The following is a 15,836-nucleotide window of genomic DNA, read 5'->3' as shown; positions in this document are numbered from 1 at the left end:
GCTATCCACCTCCCGGCAGAAGGCCAAGGACGGTCTCGATGATGACTCCGATAATGGGTACGCCCATCACCAGGATAAGCACCTTTCCTGCAAATTCGATCTTGGTGGCGATGCTCTCCTGTCCCGCATCCCTGACAATCTGTGCGCCGAACTCGGCTATATACGCGATTCCGATGATTTTCAGTATGGTCTGCAGGTAAACACTGGGTATACCGGATCGCTCCGCCAGCTCCTTAAGCACCTGTATGACCGCATCGATCTTTCCAATCAGAAACAGAAACACGTAGATCCCCGTAAATGCTGCCAGCAAAAAGGCGAACATCGGCTTGTGCTCCTTGATGACAAGAATCAGCACCGTTGCAATCAGTCCAAGACCGACGATCTGAATAATTTCCACTGCAGTCACCTACTTGTCCGTGTTTACTGGAACAGAAAGATCGTCTTGATTTCTTGAAACAAATCGTTCAGCAGCCTGACAACCATAAACAATACGACAACAAAACCGATAACTGTCACCCAGTGTGCCATATCCTCTTTGCCCATCTGCTTCAATACGGTATGGATCATCGCGATGATGATGCCAATGCCCGCAATCTGAAATATGGCGCTGACGTCAATATTCATCTTCCGGCCCCCCGCTACACGATAAGAATGACGACTAATGCAGCAGCCAGAACACCAAGACTCTTCCACATCTTGCTATAGCGGGCCTGCTCCTCGCGCGCCGTCTCTTCCTCCGTCTGAATCTGCAGCATCGCGAGCCGCAGATGTTTCATTTGATCTTCCCTGTCGCTGATGCCAAGAGCAGCGCCCAGCCTGCTTAGCGATGCCTTCTCGGACTGCCGCATGGCCGTTCTTCCCCATCCTGCCTCGAGCGTTCCTTCCCAGCATTCATGAAATGATGAGCCATCCTCCAGGAGAAGGCGCTGAGCCGCTTCTCGGAACAGCTCCTGAACGGGCCCCCGCGTATGTCCTGCCGCACGCTCCAACGCTACCGGAAGAGGTGTTTGTCCATAGCCGATTTCAGTTTCCAGACGCTGCAGTGCGTGAGCAAGCTGCCGGAGCTGTGCAGTTCGGTCTGTGTATTTGGCCGCCTGCTGAAATCCGATCATCGTGCCCGCAAAGAGGATCAGAACCATGCCAAGGGTACTGATCATGGGCTTCCGCCTCTGCCGATCTTCACTGCTGCCGCAGGAAGCGGGGCGCCAGCAGAGGTTCTATCAAGCGGCAGTGTCGGCGACCTTGCGCCTGGCTGACCTTTACCGTTCTTGACCGCTATGACATGATGGGCAGTGCCGGAAGCCGTTCTCCGCAGCTCAATAACCAGCTCGAAGGCACCCTCTTCCAGCAGCCTGTTCAGCACCGGCCTCCTCGCAGCCTCTTCAAGGTTAGCCGCATGAGCAGTAGCTATTACTGCAACGCCCGCATGGGCAGCCTCGCGAATCGCATCTCCATCCTCCACCCTGCCAATCTCATCCACGATAAGCAGCTCAGGCGACATGGAACGCAGCAGCATCATCATCCCTTCCGCCTTGGGACAGGCGTCAATAACATCAGTTCGCGGACCGACATCAAAGGTCGGCACGCCCCTGACACAGGCAGCGATCTCGGAGCGCTCGTCCACAATGCCCACCTTGCGGGCCGGCCAGCCCCGCCCGGCGCCTTGGCCCCATCTGCCGTAGCTGGCTGACCGGGCGATATCGCGAATCATCGTGGTCTTGCCCTGCATCGGAGGCGCGAGCAGCAGGGCGGACAGCAGACTGCCCCTCAGCGGTTCCAGGAGCCTCGGCATTAACCGGTCAGCGACTCCCGAGATATCCCTTGCTATCCGTATATTGAACCCGCTGACATCGCGCAGCCCTCTGACCAATCCGCCTTCGAGTACCGTTCTGCCTGCAAGGCCGATACGATGCCCTCCAGCAACCGTAATGTAGCCTCTGCGAAGCTCCTCTTCCATTGCGTACAAGGAATGATTTGTGATCCGCTCCAGCAGCTTCCGGCAGGACTCTGACGATGGCTTGTACGCTTCTTGGGGATTGATGCCGCTCCAGCCGTTCTCCCCCGTAAACCCGTAACCGCCCGCGAATCCGATTTCCAGAGGTCTTCCTTCCCTGATGCGGATCTCTTCCAGACTTTCCTGTACCTCTGCGGGCAGCTTGCCCAGCATCTGGTATATTTCCGCCGGCAGAAGATGCTTTACCCCGTTCAACATCCTGTACCGCCTCCCGGTATGAATTGCTTGTTCATTCCTAGCCTATGCTTGCCTGCTGGCCAAATATGACAAGCCCGCTCAAAGTTTGCGAGACGTGTTTGCTATTTTTTGAGAATGCCGATCAGCAAACAGGTTATTCCCGCAAGCACCCAGGCAAATTTGCCAAGCGACAGCTTGTCGGAAATGCCGATCAAGCCGATTGTGGTCGTCGTAATGAGAATAAGCGGGCCGACGAGCGCCAACGAAGAATTGATGACAAGCCCCTTCTCAATCGAGTTGAACCGGAGAATGAGAAGCGCGGCCAATATTTCAATGCTTCCTGAGAGAATCCGCAGCATCCCCATGGCCAGAACGACTTTATTGATCACCTTTGGTTGCCTCCTTTTGAAATGCCTTTAGTACAACCTATGCAGGCTTGTCATTCCTCATGCCGGGCACCTGCCCTTCAGCCGCTGCATATATTGCTGCAGGGTTGTTACGAGCAACCGAAACTGTGAAGTAAGGAGACATTCTACTATGGAGGTAACCCCGAGTAAGGTATGGCACCCGCTTCTATACAATCCGGGCGGTCAGCGCGACATGAGCCGGCTGACTGGCAGCGGTGCCGGACGCAAGGCTCTAGGCGGCGGCAGAACCATGGTGCTCGATAAGGGTCTGGGCTTGAACGGCTTCACGGACCTCATTGACACGGCAGGCACTTACATTGATTTCATAAAGCTTGGCTTCGGAACCGCCCCTCTCTATCCGACTGAGCTGCTTCTGCGTAAAATCAGCTACGCCAAGCTGCACGGCATCATCATTATGCCAGGAGGGACGCTGCTGGAAGCGGCTGTACACATGGGTGTAGAGGATTCGTTCTTCGATTCCGTGTGCCGGCTTGGCTTCGACGGTATAGAAGTGTCAGACGGCACGATTGAATTGACGCGCGAGCATCGGACGGCGCTGATCCGGGAGGGTGTCTCGAGAGGCTTGACGGTCTGTACCGAGTATGGCAAGAAGGAAGCCGGGTCTGTAATTGATCCCGAGGAGCTTGCACGAACTTCTGAGGAGGATTGGCAGGCGGGAGCGGACCTGGTCACGATCGAAGCCAGGGAATCCGGTATGGATGTCGGCCTGTTCGATAAGGAAGGGAGCTGCCGGCAGGATACCTTCTCCAGAATAATGAGCACCGTACAAAAGCCGGAAAGCATCTTGTGGGAAGCGCCCCTAAAGGAGCAGCAGGTGTTTCTCATCAAAGCAATCGGGGCGGATGTACACCTCGGGAATATTCCGCCTGCTGATGTGATGGCACTCGAGGCTATGAGGCGCGGCCTGCGCAACGATACGTTCGCGGTATCCAAGACGCCGTCCGCCTACATGATTTAATAAGGGCAAGGCCGGAGGTAATCTATTATGATGAGAATACAGGTCATTCCCAATACTGGTGAAGCAAGGACCGACCAGTTCCTGCATAAGACGACGGTTGTCATCGATGTGCTTCGGGCAACCAGCACCATCGTTACGGCGCTCGCGGAAGGAGCCAGCGGCGTTCTGCCTGTCGAGACAGTCATGGAGGCCAAGACCTTGCATAGGCAGGGTGATTTACTTGGCGGTGAGCGGTTCTGCCGCAAAATTGCCGGATTTGATCTGGGCAATTCACCGTGTGATTACCAGTCCGGCGCCGTCTACGGCCGGAGGGTGCTGCTCACGACGACCAACGGCACCAGAGCCATTCACAAAGCCGGCCGAAGCGACCATGTGCTCGCAGGCTCTCTACTTAATGCAGAGGCCTGCGCAGCGGCAGCAGCCCTGCTTCGCAGGGATATTGTCATGTTCTGTGCCGGTACGCACGACGAGTTTGCTTTTGAAGATGGTCTCTGCGCCGGTCTCCTGATCGACCGTCTGCTGCGAATTACCGGCGAAGAGACCGAGACGGATGATCTTGGTTTAGCCATGCTTGGCTTTTACCGCAGCAATGCGGACAGTATTCCGGAAGCACTGCTCCGCTCGGCATCCGGCAGGCGGCTGACGAAGCTGGGTTATGCTCAGGATGTTACCTTCTGCTCGCAGATCGATCTGTTTGATGCGGTGCCGAGACTGTCAGGCGATACGATGACGATCGTATAATGTAGAACTGCGATGCCTTTCGAGTGCATCCAAGAGGGCATGTCATAAATCCCCGGCTTGGACATACAATGGATTGAAACCTGTTCGTCAGGTTAATCTGTCAGGCTGGGAGAATCGGCATGAGCGGTGAAGTTATACTTGTCGTCCTGATCATTATTGGACTTATCGGCAGATCGCCCATCATTGCTACGGCGGCATGTTTTTTGCTAATCGTCAAACTGATATCACTGGATCGTTTCCTGCCCGCCATTGAGCGCCGGGGACTTGAAATCGGGCTGTTGTGTCTCACCTTTAGTGTCCTAGTCCCCTTCGCATCCGGACGGATTCAAGTCAAGGAAATTATGGGGGCACTTACGTCCTGGCCGGGCTGGATCGCATTGATTGGCGGCGCAATCGCCACCTATGTCAACGGAAAGGGACTTGAGATGCTGAAGTTCGATCCGCAGTTAATTGTGGGTCTGGTTATCGGCTCCATACTCGGCATTGTCTTCTTCCGGGGTATTCCGGTTGGCCCCTTGATGGCAGCCGGCATTACAGCCATCCTCTACAAGCTGTTGTCCCTGCTGTCTGACAGAATATCATGAAGATTGCGGCAGGGAATTTCACAAAAAAAAGGGACTGAGTCTCCCCGGCTGGGAAAACTCAGTCCTTCTTGATGTGACAGGATGACGATTACCGGCGCTCCTGAGGTCCGCCAACGAAGGCATGCTCAGCTGTATCAAGACCAAAGGCCGTATGAAGCGAGCGCACCACTTCATTCAATTGCTCGCCCGAGATGACGCAGGAACACTTGATTTCCGACGTGCTGACCATCTTGATGCTGACGCCTAGGCTGGAGATGGCTTCAAACATTGTCGCAGCAACGCCTGGGTTGCTGACCATTCCTGCCCCGACGATCGACACTTTCACCAGCCCGTCTTCGGAGGATGTCTCCCGGTACGGCACCCGTGTCCGAATGGTTTCGATTACTTCAATCGCCTTGGCTTTGTCCTCTCCCGACACAGTGAAGGAGAAATCAGCCTTGCCATCCAGTACACCGCTCTGCACGATAATATCCACATCAATACCGACTTCCGCCAGCGCCCCGAATACATGAGCCAATACGCCCGGCTCGTCTTCTACGCCCAGGATCGTTATTCTTGCGACATTCTTGTCAAAGGCGATACCGCGGACGGCTATCCCTTGCTCCATAACCGCTTCCTCCTTTACATACGTGCCCTCATTCTTCGTGAAGCTTGACCGTACTACAAGACAAACATTGTAATGCTTCGCATACTCAACGGCGCGCGGATGCAGCACAGCAGCACCGAGGTGAGCCAGCTCCAGCATCTCATCGTACGAAATCTCATCCAGCTTGCGGGCATTCTTGACCACCCGCGGATCAGTTGAGTAAACACCGTCCACATCCGTATAAATTTCACAGACGTCGGCTTTAATCGCAGCTGCCAGTGCAACGGCCGTTGTATCGGAGCCGCCGCGTCCCAGTGTCGTAATATCGCCTTCTTCCGACATTCCCTGGAAGCCTGCCACAATAACAACTTGACCTAGTTCCAGCTCACCTAAAATCCGCTCCGGCCGGATATCGGTAATCTTGGCTTTCGCATGTACCGATTCCGTACGAATACCTGCCTGCCAGCCAGTTAACGATACGGCCTTGCCGCCTTGTGCCTGAATCGTCATCGACAATAACGCCATGGAAATTTGCTCTCCGGTTGTCAGCAGCATATCCATCTCGCGTGCCGGCGGATTCGGGTTGAGCAGCTTCGACTGATCGATCAGATCATCCGTTGTGTCCCCCATAGCCGATACGACAACGACGATCTTGTTGCCCTCTTGCTGTCTCTCGATAATCCGGCTTGCAACCCGCTGCATCCGCTCAGGCGAGCCTACGGAACTGCCGCCGAATTTCATCACTATCAATGACAATGTCGTTCAACTCCTCACCATGTCATTCGCATACAAGTAATTATTATAGCAAAAAGATAAAGGCACGAATAGGACTTTATGTATAAAAAGAACCCGCCCGGAATAAGCCGGACGGGCATGACTACTAGGCACGGGAGATATATTTGCCTTCCCGCGTATCGATGAGCAGCACATCGCCTTCGTTAATGAACAGCGGAACCTGTACGTTTAGGCCTGTCTCAACCTTCGCATTCTTCGTAGCGCCGGTTGCCGTGTTGCCCTTAATGCCTGGCTCTGTCTCAATAACCTTCAGCTCAACGCTATTCTGCATCGTGATCCCGATGATTTCGCCTTTGTAGCTTGCGATATTAACGTTCATATTTTCCTTAAGGAAGTTAAGCTCCCATTCAAGCTGGCTCTTGTCCAGGTTGAACTGGTCGTACGTTTCATTATCCATGAATGTATATTCATTGCCGGAATTGTACAAGTATTGCACTTCGCGGTTCTCGATAATGGCGCGCCCGATATTCTCACCTGCACGGAATGTCTTCTCAACCAGGTTGCCGTTACGAAGGTTCTTGAGCTTGGAGCGTACAAACGCTGCGCCCTTGCCCGGCTTTACGTGCTGAAAATCAACAACTGTAAAAATGTCGCCGTCCACCTCAACGGTCAGGCCTGTTTTGAAATCGTTAACTGAGATCACTGAAAATTCCCTCCTAATAAATCTGCATCATGGACCTTAACCCAGAACGGTCAGCTCTTTCGGGGATGAGGTTAATATTTTAATCCCGGTGTCGGTAATGACAATGTCGTCCTCGATCCTGACGCCGCCGAACTGCGGTATGTAGATGCCTGGTTCGACCGTAACCGTCATGCCGGGTGTTAAAACCGTGTCGCTCTTCAGGGACAGCCGCGGCGCTTCATGGATCTCCATGCCGAGACCATGGCCGGTGCCATGTCCAAAAAACTCACCATAACCATACCGTGTTATGATATCTCTCGTCAAGGCATCCGCTTCCCGTCCAGTCATGCCCGGCTTGATATGCTCAAGCGCATGCAGCTGGGCTTCCAGGACGATGTTGTAGATCTCCTTATGCTTGTCTGACGGCGTCCCGTATACAACAGTCCGGGTAATATCCGAGCAGTATCCCTTGTACAGCGCACCGAAATCAAACTTGATAAACTCATCGCGCCCGATCTTCCGGCTGCTCGCTACCCCGTGAGGCAGTGCGGAACGCTCACCCGAGGCGACGATGGTCGTAAATGAGACAGCGGATGCGCCGTTGCGCCTCATAAACCACTCCAGCTCCAGTGACAGCTCAAGCTCGGTTCGTCCGGATTCGATAAAGCCTTGAATATGCTTAAAAGCCGCATCTGCCAGTTCGCAGGCTTCCTGCATAATCGCAATTTCACCCGGCTCCTTGATGATCCGCAGGTCTTCAACTGCTCCGCCAGTCGGGTGAAGGGTAACCGGTGCAAGTGCTTCCGACCATGCCAGAAAATCAGCATGTACCACATGGTTTTCCTCAAATCCGAGCTTCGCGATGCGCTCGTTCTCTGCCAGCTCCTTCAGCGTATCCAGCCAGTTCTGCGCATGCTCCACAACCTTATAATCCTTTGCCTGCTCCGGGGCTTGCGTCATATACCGGAAATCGGTCAGCAGGTAGCTGCTCGTTCCGGTGATCAGCAGCATGCCGGCTGAACCGGTAAATCCGCTAAGATAGGCCCGGTTGACTTCTGAAGCAACCAGTATTGCATCAAGACCCAAGTTTTCCAGCTTGGTTCTCAGCTTCTCGATCCGCTGTTTAGTCATGGCTCTTCCCTCCTCTGAATGTGCAGGCTGCCAAGCATCAGGCCTGCTGCCTGATTACGTCTGCCAGGGCCTGCAGACCAAGCGTATAACTGCCTGCCCCAAAGCCTGCAATCTGGCCAGCTGCAACCGGAGCAATGACAGACACGTGCCGAAAAGGCTCCCGCTTATGTATGTTGGACATATGAACTTCAACAACCGGAAGCCCGACAGAGCTTAATGCATCTCTAAGCGCATAGCTGTAGTGGGTCAATGCGCCCGGGTTAATCAAGATACCATCCATCGTTCCGAAGGCAGCATGAATCCGGTCGATAAGCACGCCCTCATGGTTAGACTGGCAGAAATCCAGCTCCACCTGCAGCCCGGCCGCCTGTTCCCTCAGCATGTTCTCAATGTCGGACAGCGTCCGGCTGCCGTAGACACCCGGCTCGCGCACACCAAGCATATTCAAGTTCGGTCCGTTCACAACGAGCACCTTGGCCATCAGGCCACCTCCGGTCGGCAATTATTAGCGATTACGTAAAAAGATCACACGACATTTTACCATAATCTGCTGCACCTTGAGAAGAGCCCTTAATGGACAGTAATAGGTTCCCGGCCTGCTTCGTTATGATATTCAAATGCGATAGAGTACCCGATAAACAGGCCCCACAGCAGAAAAATACAAAGCATAGTTGCCAACGTATTCCAGCCAATAACATTCGGCGCGCCAATAATCTTTAGAGCGGGAGCGCCGATAATAATGACAGCGCCGTACCAGGCTCCGCCATAGATTAGCCCCGGCCATGGACCCTTGAAACGGCCTAACAGCAGGTAATACAAAAGGGCGGCCACGGCAGAAAATCCGACATACATCATAATGCCCATCGCATGGCCCCAGTACGTGACGAGGAACGTTCTTCGGAAGAAAGGCTCCGCAAGATAGCCCGGGATTATTTTCGTAAAAGACAGCGAGTAAAGCATCCAGTGCAGAAGCCCCCAGATCAAACCGGCAAAGAAGCCAATTTCCAGACAATAGAGCCAAGGATTGGTGCGTTCCGCCTGCTTCTTCTTGCGCGCCTGCATTAATAACGTGGACATAATTCACATCATCCTCCAGCCTAAGGTTAAGTTTACGGGCTTTAGTATATGCAGGAGGTCTTTCCTTCAAACAGCGGCTAAAGCTGCTCGTCTGCACGGTAGCAATCCACTCTTAAATCAAGTAAAATAATGATAGGCGCCATTGACCGGCGCCAGGCAAGCAGACCGAACAAGGAAGGTGGAGCACGAGTTGTCTCAAGAAGCAAGAAACATATATGGCGGACAAGCCGTTATTGAAGGCGTCATGTTCGCAGGCAAGCACGTGAATGTAACCGCCGTACGGCGGAAGAACGACGAAATTGTTTTTTATGAGGTGCCCAAGACTTCAGCCAACTGGGTCCGCTCACTCAAGAAGATTCCGCTGGTTCGCGGGGTTGTGGGCATCGCCGAGTCGAGTGCCAAAGGGTCGCAGCATCTTAATTTTTCCATAGAGGCTTATGCGGAGGATGAAGCGCAGGAGGAAGGCAGCAAGTCTGAATCTCAACCGGCTAAGAAGCAGGCGCCCAGCGAAGAGCCTAAATCCGGCTGGAGCTTATCCATGCTCTTCGGGGTCGCCATTGCAGGCGTCATTTCCTTCATTATCGGCAAGGTGGTATTCACTGCCGTCCCGGCCATAGTTGAGGAGCTGCTGTTCGGCAAAGCATTTGAAAATGTCATTGTGCATAATTTTATTGAAGGCGCGATAAAGATATTGTTCCTGCTCACTTATTTGTATGTTATTTCCATGACGCCTCTGATTAAGCGGCTTTTCCAGTATCATGGTGCCGAGCATAAGGTCATCAGCGCTTATGAGGCCGGTGTGGAACTGACGGTCAGCAACGTTCAGAAGTTCACGCGTCTTCACTACCGCTGCGGCAGCAGCTTTATTATTTTATCGGTCATTGTCGGAGTGATCGTATACTCCTTCTTTACTTGGGACAATTTATGGGAAAGAGTGTACATTCGGCTGCTGCTTCTTCCTCTTGTGCTGGGGCTTTCTTATGAGGTGCTGCGCTTCACCAACGCCCTTCGCGAAACACCTGTGCTGCGGTATCTGGGTTATCCGGGGCTTTGGCTCCAGCTGCTTACCACAAAGGAGCCGACAGACGATCAGGTGGCTGTATCGATCGCCTCCTTCAACCGCATGCGCGAGCTGGACGGCCAGCCTCCTGCCATCAAGGTGGTTTAACTTTCGTTCCTTACAGCAGTCAGAGCAGCTGAAGTTCGATTTGGAAAGGATGGATCGCCTTGCGTAGAAAATGGAATCCCTTGATGATCGTACTGCTGGCATTAATCATCATCGGGCTAATCGAAGATTTAGCCCATGATCCTATTCAGCTGTTGATTCCGCTTGCCATATTCGGCACCGTCTTCCTGCTCTACAAGTTCCCGCCGGGAGGTTCCCGGCGCGGGAAACCGCCCGTTCGCAAAACGGCTTCCAGCAGCCGTTCCAAGAACAGCACCCGCAGCCGAAAACCGGCACCCTTCCGCGTCATTGAAGGCGGCAAGGACGACGACAATCTGCCGAAGTATCACTAACCGAGCGGGAAGTAACGGTCAAAGAAGGCATCCGCCTGCTGAAGACCTGCGTTAAACAGCTTCTCGCTTAACTCCTCATTCAGATCAAACTGGGTAGACCGAACACCAAGTGTCGGAATCTTCACTGTCCGGCTGCGGTACTGCTTCTCAATGTAGCGCTCGTCATGCGCCTGCATCATCGTTTCGAATATAGCCTGAAACATCGACAACGGACCGCGGATTTCCCGCGGTTCGTTGTCGTTTTTGCCCACCAGCTGAAATCCGATCGTCACAATCCCTCCACCAGATGCCGGCTTGCCGCCTTCGCTCCCATCGAACAGCCACAGCGGAAAGTTGCTGAGCAGCCCTCCATCGACAATATAGGCAAACCTGTGACCAAATGACAGCTCTCCTCTTACCGGCTTCTGCAGCGGACTCTTCAAGCGAAGAATAACAGGGTCAAAGAAAAAAGGTATGCTGGTGCTCATGCGCACCGCTCGCGCAACCTCCATCTTCATCGGATTTCCCCCGTACATCACAATGTCATCCGGCAGGACAAGAATCCGGCCGTTGGAAATATCTGAGGCGACAATGGTCAGCCTGCCCTTCGGCAAGTCCTCAAAGGTACGAATACCGCGCTCCAGCAGCAGCCTTCTCATCCAGTATTCCAGTGCCTCACCGGAGTACAGCCCTTTCCTTATCATAAGTCTGGCCGCCGGTCCAATCCAGCGGATGCTGCTCATCCGGCTTCGCTTCAGGAATTGGCGGTAAGGTGTCTGTCCGATGATCATCTTCAGTTCAGCGGCACTATAGCCTGCCGCCAGCAGAGATGCCACGATGGAACCAGACGAGGTACCTGCAAGCCGGTTAAAGGCAATTCCTCTCTGTTCCGCAGCATACACGGCCCCGGCCAGGGCAATTCCCTTAACGCCGCCACCCTCAAACACTGCATTAATCTTCATGTCAGCTGTGTCTCCCCGATCCGCTGAACCTATGATATGAAGCTAGGCATCGGTTCACGATATGCAGGTAGGCTTGGATGATATGTATGGTAAAAAAATAAGAACCGGACACGCTTGTTATGCGTATCCGGTCCTTATTCACTATCCAATTCATTGCGGATGGCTGCAAGTTCCTCCAGCCTGTTCTTATCACGATTAAAGTATTCTACCAGCGTTTCAATACAGGTGATCGAATCCCAGCTCAGATGATGCTCTATGCCTTCTACATCCTTGTAAATGGTCTCCCCGGGAACACCAATCATTTCGAGGAAGGACTCCAGCAGCTGATGGCGGTCGACAAGGCGCTTGCCCATCTTCTTGCCTTTGCTGGTAAGAACCAGCCCTCTATATTTTTCATAAATCAGGTAGTTATCCTTATCGAGCTTCTGGATCATCTTCGTAACCGAAGACGGGTGAACCTCTAGGCCCTCGGCAATATCGGACACACGTGCATAGCCCTTCTCGTCGATCAGCTTATAAATTCGCTCCAGATAGTCTTCCATGCTCGGTGTCGGCATTGAAAGATCCCCCTTGATTAACCGATACGGCTCTCGTTGAACAAGTATTTATTCTAGCATAACCTGTCCTTAAGCGCCACCTTTACCTAAGACAAGCATGAACTTTCCTGTGATGAACAGAGGCCCGATTCCACAGACTAACCCATATTATGATCTAGACCATTCCGGGATTCAGCCTGCCCGAAAGGAGCTGCCAATGCGTACAACAACCATGGAACGCCCTGTCCGAACCAAGGGTTCCTTTGTGCCGGAGCTTGTTTATTTTGAGCCTAACGCACTGGATTACCCTAAAGGACAGCGGATATTTGAGTGGGTCAAGGAAACCGGTATTCCGTATCGAATGACAACTTCTCATAACCGGATAACCAACTTGCCCGGCGAGACAGAGCTTGAACAGTACAAGATCGCCAAACGGACTCTGGTCGTCGGCATTCGTAAAACACTAAAATTCGATACCTCCAAGCCTTCGGCAGAATATGCCATTCCCATTGCAACCGGCTGTATGGGCCATTGCCATTATTGTTACCTGCAAACAACTCTCGGCGCAAAACCCTATATTCGAGTATATGTAAATACAGACGCGATTATGGAAGCAGCCAAAGGCTATATCGAAGAACGGGCGCCCGAAATCACCAGATTTGAAGCTGCCTGTACATCAGATCCCGTTGGTCTTGAGCCGATTACAGGCAGTCTTGCTGAGCTGATTGAGTTTATGGCGGAGCAGCCGCTTGGCCGGCTTCGATTTGTGACGAAGTTCCATCATGTCGATTCACTTCTGAATCTAACGCATAACGGCAACACCCGAATACGGTTCAGTGTTAACAGTAAATATGTTATCAAAAATTTTGAGCCGGCCACCTCCAGCTTCGAGCAGCGAATTGAAGCAGCAGCGAAGATTGCAGGTGCCGGCTACCCGCTCGGTTTCATTATTGCACCGATTATTTGGCATGACAACTGGGAGGAAGGTTACAGCGAGCTGCTGGACTCGCTCGCCAAGGCTCTGCCTAAAGAAGCATCCGGCGGTCTCACCTTTGAGCTTATCCAGCACAGGTTTACCAAAACTGCGAAATCCGTAATCGAGAAGCGGTATCCGAAGACCAAGCTGGAGATGGACATTGAGAAGCGGAAATATAAGTGGGGCCGTTGGGGGCAAGGGAAATATGTGTATCCCGATGAACAAGCCTATGCGCTCCGCATGCATATCTCAGAGCGCATATTTGAACATTTTCCAGACGCGAATATCGATTATTTCACCTGAGCCGCTGCTGTCAGAATTTAAGCCATTCGGGCGTGATCCCGTTCAGCCAAACGGTGATTCTTGTCATCTGGTCAGTGAACAGCAGGATGCCCATCACGATCATAACCGCCCCGCCTATCTTCATAATCCGGTTGGAATATTTCAGGATGGCACGGGTAGAGCCAAGGAAGAAGGCCAGGATGAAGAACGGAATGGCAAAGCCAAGTGCGTAGGCTGTAGTCATGGAAAACCATGAACCGGGCGAGGTGGCCTGCAGGCCAAGAATCGCAGCGAGAATAGGGCCAATACAAGGTGACCAGCCAGCTGAGAAGCCGATCCCGAATATAAATGAGCTTATGTATCCCGTCTTGCCGGTCCTCAGATCAAGCTTCATCTCCTTCATTAGGAGCTGGGGCTGGAAGATGCCGAGCAAGAACAGTCCCATCAGCATGATCAAAATGGCAGACAGTCGCCGGATCAGTTCCTGATAATCACTGAAGAAGTCAGCGAAGGCGTTAACCCCGTATCCCAGCGTATAAAAGAGCAGCGAGAAGCCCAGGATGAAGAACAGCGTATGAGTCATAGTGCGAAGCCTGACCTGCTTCGGCTTGTTCTCATCCTTAAGCTCGCTGACAGATATGCCGGTAATGTACGACAAATAGGATGGGTACAGCGGCAGGCAGCATGGTGAAACAAAGGAAGCAAAGCCTGCGCCAAACGCCAGCCAAATATTCACATCAGACATCGTTAACCTCCCGTGTTTATCTCTTCACAGCGGCTTTGCCCATCATCAGCACCAGCATAATGGCAATAAGCAGCAGCACAATCGTAGCGCCGGGCGCCAAGTTCCAGAAGCCGGCGATCATGAGGCCTGCTATAACAGCAAACTCTGCCACAAGGACAACCAGCACAACAGATTGTTTAAAGCTGCGGGCGACAATCAGGCTGCAGGCTGTTGGAATCGTGAGCAGAGCAGAAATCAGCAAGGCTCCGACGATTTTGATTGAAACTCCAATGACAAGAGCCGTAAGAAAACTAATCATCAGATTGAAGTAGCGGGTCGGCAGGCCATTAACAGCCGCCGCATCCTCGTCGAAGGTCATCAGGAACATTTCTTTGAACTGCATGACAATTGCCCCGATCACGATCAGTGTTACTGTCCCGATCACCAGCAGATCGGTATCGTTCAATGTATAGATGCTGCCAAACAAATAGCTGTTTATATCGACGCTGAATCCTCTGCCAATCGAGAACAGCAAAGAAGCGAGCGCAACACCGCCAGACATGATAATGGCAATAGACAGCTCTGCGTACGTCTTATAAGTTTTGCGCAGCTTCTCAATCGCGAAGGAAGCTGCGAGAGCGAATAATAATCCAACTCCAAGCGGGTAAACGCCAACCAGGAAGCCTAAGGCGACACCGGCAATTGAAACATGAGCCAGCGTGTCGCCAATCATGGCAAGCCGTCTCAGAACGAGAAAAAGGCCCATTAACGGTGCCGTTATTCCTATCAGCACACCGCCAAGAAGCGCTCGCTGAAAAAATTCACTTGATAATAGTTCCAATGGAATAATGCCTTCCTTCCTAACCGGACGTTAGACTCTTAACGACCCTGCAGCCGCTGTCCTAGGTGAGTATATTATGTTATGAATGGGCAAGCTGCTGTTCCATGGTTTGACGAAGCCCCTTCAGGCTGTGCGTCAAATCCGTTTCCACACAGTTTTCCACATCATGCGAATGTCGAACATAAAACTTCAATTTCCCGCTTTCCTGTGCCGGCTGGTCGCCCAGATAAGCACGCATCCGTTCCATTTCATGGGAAACCATTAAGAATGTTATATTATGATGCTTGTGCATGTGCTGAATCATATGAAAAAAGTTGTCCTGGGTTTCAGCATCAATGCCAACGGTCGGCTCATCCAGTATGAGCAAAGCCGGATTATTAATAAGCGCTCTTGCCAGAAAAACCCGCTGCTGCTGTCCGCCTGACAGCATGCCGATCCGTTTGGCAGCCAAATCCTCAATCCGCATAGCCTGCAGAGCATCATCACATTTGATCTGATCGGCTCTGCTGATCCGCCGGAACAGCTTGCGCCTGCTGTACAGCCCGGATAGAACGACTTCGCGAACCGTCGCAGGAAAAAGTGGATTGAAGGAATTTTTCTGCGGCACATAGCCGATTTTCTCCCAGTGGTCAAAGCTTCCTACCTGCTTGCCGAACAGAGAAACCGTTCCTGACTTTGGCTTAAGCAGTCCTACAATCATCTTGAGCAGGGTCGTTTTTCCCGCACCATTGGAACCGATCAGCCCGACAAAATCACGTTCTCTGACAGACAGGTTAAGACCTTGTATCACCCGATTTTGTTCATAACCGAACGATACATTCTCCAGTGTTATAATTTCCTGGTGACAGCCTGCCGAACGCCCATCCCTGACCGCATCCTTCATTACCGTCCACCCTCCTTCAATA

At 52.5% G+C, this 15,836-nt stretch carries 21 protein-coding genes; 6 read left to right on the top strand and 15 right to left on the bottom strand.

Annotation, left to right across the window (positions count from 1 at the left end):
* Position 1: 1 nt before the first annotated feature.
* The 5 genes from spoIIIAD to DNH61_RS22630 all read right to left on the bottom strand — a co-directional run bounded on the left by spoIIIAD (position 2) and on the right by DNH61_RS22630 (position 2,580).
* Positions 2–397: a stage III sporulation protein AD gene (gene spoIIIAD, locus DNH61_RS22650; protein ID WP_111149100.1), complete on the bottom strand. Its 396-nt coding sequence runs from the start codon at positions 395–397 to the stop codon at positions 2–4.
* Positions 398–420: 23 nt separating this feature from the next.
* The gene (gene spoIIIAC, locus DNH61_RS22645) at positions 421–624 is read right to left on the bottom strand and encodes a stage III sporulation protein AC (protein ID WP_111149099.1); all 204 of its coding nucleotides are present in this window, start codon (positions 622–624) and stop codon (positions 421–423) included.
* A 14-nt stretch (positions 625–638) separates the two neighbouring features.
* Complete coding sequence (spoIIIAB, locus tag DNH61_RS22640; protein ID WP_111149098.1) at positions 639–1,157, bottom strand: stage III sporulation protein SpoIIIAB; 519 nt, start codon at positions 1,155–1,157, stop codon at positions 639–641.
* Positions 1,154–2,212, bottom strand: coding sequence for a stage III sporulation protein AA (spoIIIAA, locus tag DNH61_RS22635; protein ID WP_111149097.1), 1,059 nt, complete (start codon positions 2,210–2,212; stop codon positions 1,154–1,156). Before spoIIIAA ends, spoIIIAB begins: the two co-directional genes overlap by 4 nt.
* 101 nt (positions 2,213–2,313) lie before the next feature.
* Positions 2,314–2,580, bottom strand: a complete 267-nt coding sequence (locus DNH61_RS22630) for a YqhV family protein (protein WP_181438828.1) — start codon at positions 2,578–2,580, stop codon at positions 2,314–2,316.
* A 148-nt stretch (positions 2,581–2,728) separates the two neighbouring features.
* On the opposite strand from DNH61_RS22630, the gene comA reads away from it, so the two are divergent.
* The 3 genes from comA (at position 2,729) to DNH61_RS22615 (ending at position 4,902) form a co-directional block, all read left to right on the top strand.
* Complete coding sequence (comA, locus tag DNH61_RS22625; RefSeq protein ID WP_111149096.1) at positions 2,729–3,577, top strand: phosphosulfolactate synthase; 849 nt, start codon at positions 2,729–2,731, stop codon at positions 3,575–3,577.
* Between the two features lie 27 nt (positions 3,578–3,604).
* Positions 3,605–4,318, top strand: a complete 714-nt coding sequence (locus tag DNH61_RS22620) for a 2-phosphosulfolactate phosphatase (protein ID WP_342771476.1) — start codon at positions 3,605–3,607, stop codon at positions 4,316–4,318.
* 119 nt (positions 4,319–4,437) lie between these two features.
* Positions 4,438–4,902: a DUF441 domain-containing protein gene (locus DNH61_RS22615; RefSeq protein ID WP_111149095.1), complete on the top strand. Its 465-nt coding sequence runs from the start codon at positions 4,438–4,440 to the stop codon at positions 4,900–4,902.
* 88 nt (positions 4,903–4,990) lie between these two features.
* Here DNH61_RS22615 and DNH61_RS22610 read toward each other — a convergent pair whose 3' ends face one another.
* The 5 genes from DNH61_RS22610 to DNH61_RS22590 form a co-directional block, all read right to left on the bottom strand.
* Positions 4,991–6,244, bottom strand: coding sequence for an aspartate kinase (locus DNH61_RS22610; RefSeq protein WP_111149094.1), 1,254 nt, complete (start codon positions 6,242–6,244; stop codon positions 4,991–4,993).
* 124 nt (positions 6,245–6,368) lie between these two features.
* Positions 6,369–6,926 carry an elongation factor P gene (gene efp / locus DNH61_RS22605; RefSeq protein WP_111149093.1) on the bottom strand — a complete coding sequence of 186 codons (558 nt, stop codon included), beginning with the start codon at positions 6,924–6,926 and terminating at the stop codon, positions 6,369–6,371.
* Positions 6,927–6,962: 36 nt separating this feature from the next.
* The gene (locus tag DNH61_RS22600; protein WP_111149092.1) at positions 6,963–8,036 is read right to left on the bottom strand and encodes a M24 family metallopeptidase; all 1,074 of its coding nucleotides are present in this window, start codon (positions 8,034–8,036) and stop codon (positions 6,963–6,965) included.
* A gap of 37 nt (positions 8,037–8,073) precedes the next feature.
* Positions 8,074–8,517 (bottom strand): type II 3-dehydroquinate dehydratase, encoded by a 444-nt coding sequence (aroQ, locus tag DNH61_RS22595; RefSeq protein ID WP_111149091.1) that lies wholly within the window; start codon positions 8,515–8,517, stop codon positions 8,074–8,076.
* Positions 8,518–8,606: 89 nt separating this feature from the next.
* Positions 8,607–9,113, bottom strand: coding sequence for a YqhR family membrane protein (locus DNH61_RS22590; protein WP_245948300.1), 507 nt, complete (start codon positions 9,111–9,113; stop codon positions 8,607–8,609).
* 244 nt (positions 9,114–9,357) lie between these two features.
* On the opposite strand from DNH61_RS22590, the gene DNH61_RS22585 reads away from it, so the two are divergent.
* Both DNH61_RS22585 and DNH61_RS22580 read left to right on the top strand, forming a co-directional pair.
* Positions 9,358–10,281, top strand: coding sequence for a DUF1385 domain-containing protein (locus DNH61_RS22585; RefSeq protein WP_111149390.1), 924 nt, complete (start codon positions 9,358–9,360; stop codon positions 10,279–10,281).
* A 59-nt stretch (positions 10,282–10,340) separates the two neighbouring features.
* A complete protein-coding gene (locus DNH61_RS22580) occupies positions 10,341–10,631 on the top strand; it encodes a hypothetical protein (protein WP_245948298.1) in 291 nt (96 codons plus the stop codon).
* On the opposite strand, the gene DNH61_RS22575 is transcribed toward DNH61_RS22580, so the two are convergent.
* Together DNH61_RS22575 and mntR are read right to left on the bottom strand one after the other, a co-directional pair.
* On the bottom strand, positions 10,628–11,572 hold the full coding sequence (locus DNH61_RS22575; RefSeq protein WP_111149089.1) for a patatin-like phospholipase family protein: 945 nt from the start codon (positions 11,570–11,572) through the stop codon (positions 10,628–10,630). The two genes, DNH61_RS22580 and DNH61_RS22575, sit on opposite strands and share 4 nt — an antisense overlap.
* A 134-nt stretch (positions 11,573–11,706) precedes the next feature.
* Positions 11,707–12,129, bottom strand: a complete 423-nt coding sequence (gene mntR / locus DNH61_RS22570) for a transcriptional regulator MntR (RefSeq protein WP_111149088.1) — start codon at positions 12,127–12,129, stop codon at positions 11,707–11,709.
* Between the two features lie 196 nt (positions 12,130–12,325).
* Here mntR and splB point away from each other — a divergent pair, with 196 nt between their 5' ends.
* Positions 12,326–13,387, top strand: coding sequence for a spore photoproduct lyase (gene splB / locus DNH61_RS22565; RefSeq protein WP_111149087.1), 1,062 nt, complete (start codon positions 12,326–12,328; stop codon positions 13,385–13,387).
* 10 nt (positions 13,388–13,397) lie between these two features.
* On the opposite strand, the gene DNH61_RS22560 is transcribed toward splB, so the two are convergent.
* From DNH61_RS22560 to DNH61_RS22550, 3 genes are all read right to left on the bottom strand, one after another.
* Complete coding sequence (locus DNH61_RS22560; protein ID WP_111149086.1) at positions 13,398–14,111, bottom strand: cytochrome c biogenesis CcdA family protein; 714 nt, start codon at positions 14,109–14,111, stop codon at positions 13,398–13,400.
* 16 nt (positions 14,112–14,127) lie between these two features.
* The gene (locus DNH61_RS22555) at positions 14,128–14,931 is read right to left on the bottom strand and encodes a metal ABC transporter permease (RefSeq protein ID WP_111149085.1); all 804 of its coding nucleotides are present in this window, start codon (positions 14,929–14,931) and stop codon (positions 14,128–14,130) included.
* Positions 14,932–15,010: 79 nt separating this feature from the next.
* Positions 15,011–15,814: a metal ABC transporter ATP-binding protein gene (locus DNH61_RS22550; protein ID WP_111149084.1), complete on the bottom strand. Its 804-nt coding sequence runs from the start codon at positions 15,812–15,814 to the stop codon at positions 15,011–15,013.
* Positions 15,815–15,836 lie beyond the last annotated feature (22 nt).

Source organism: Paenibacillus sambharensis (assembly GCF_003233845.1).
GTDB classification, from domain to species: domain Bacteria; phylum Bacillota; class Bacilli; order Paenibacillales; family Paenibacillaceae; genus Paenibacillus_I; species Paenibacillus_I sambharensis.
Note: the sequence above shows the minus strand (reverse complement) of the source record. Positions and strands in the feature narration are given on the sequence as shown.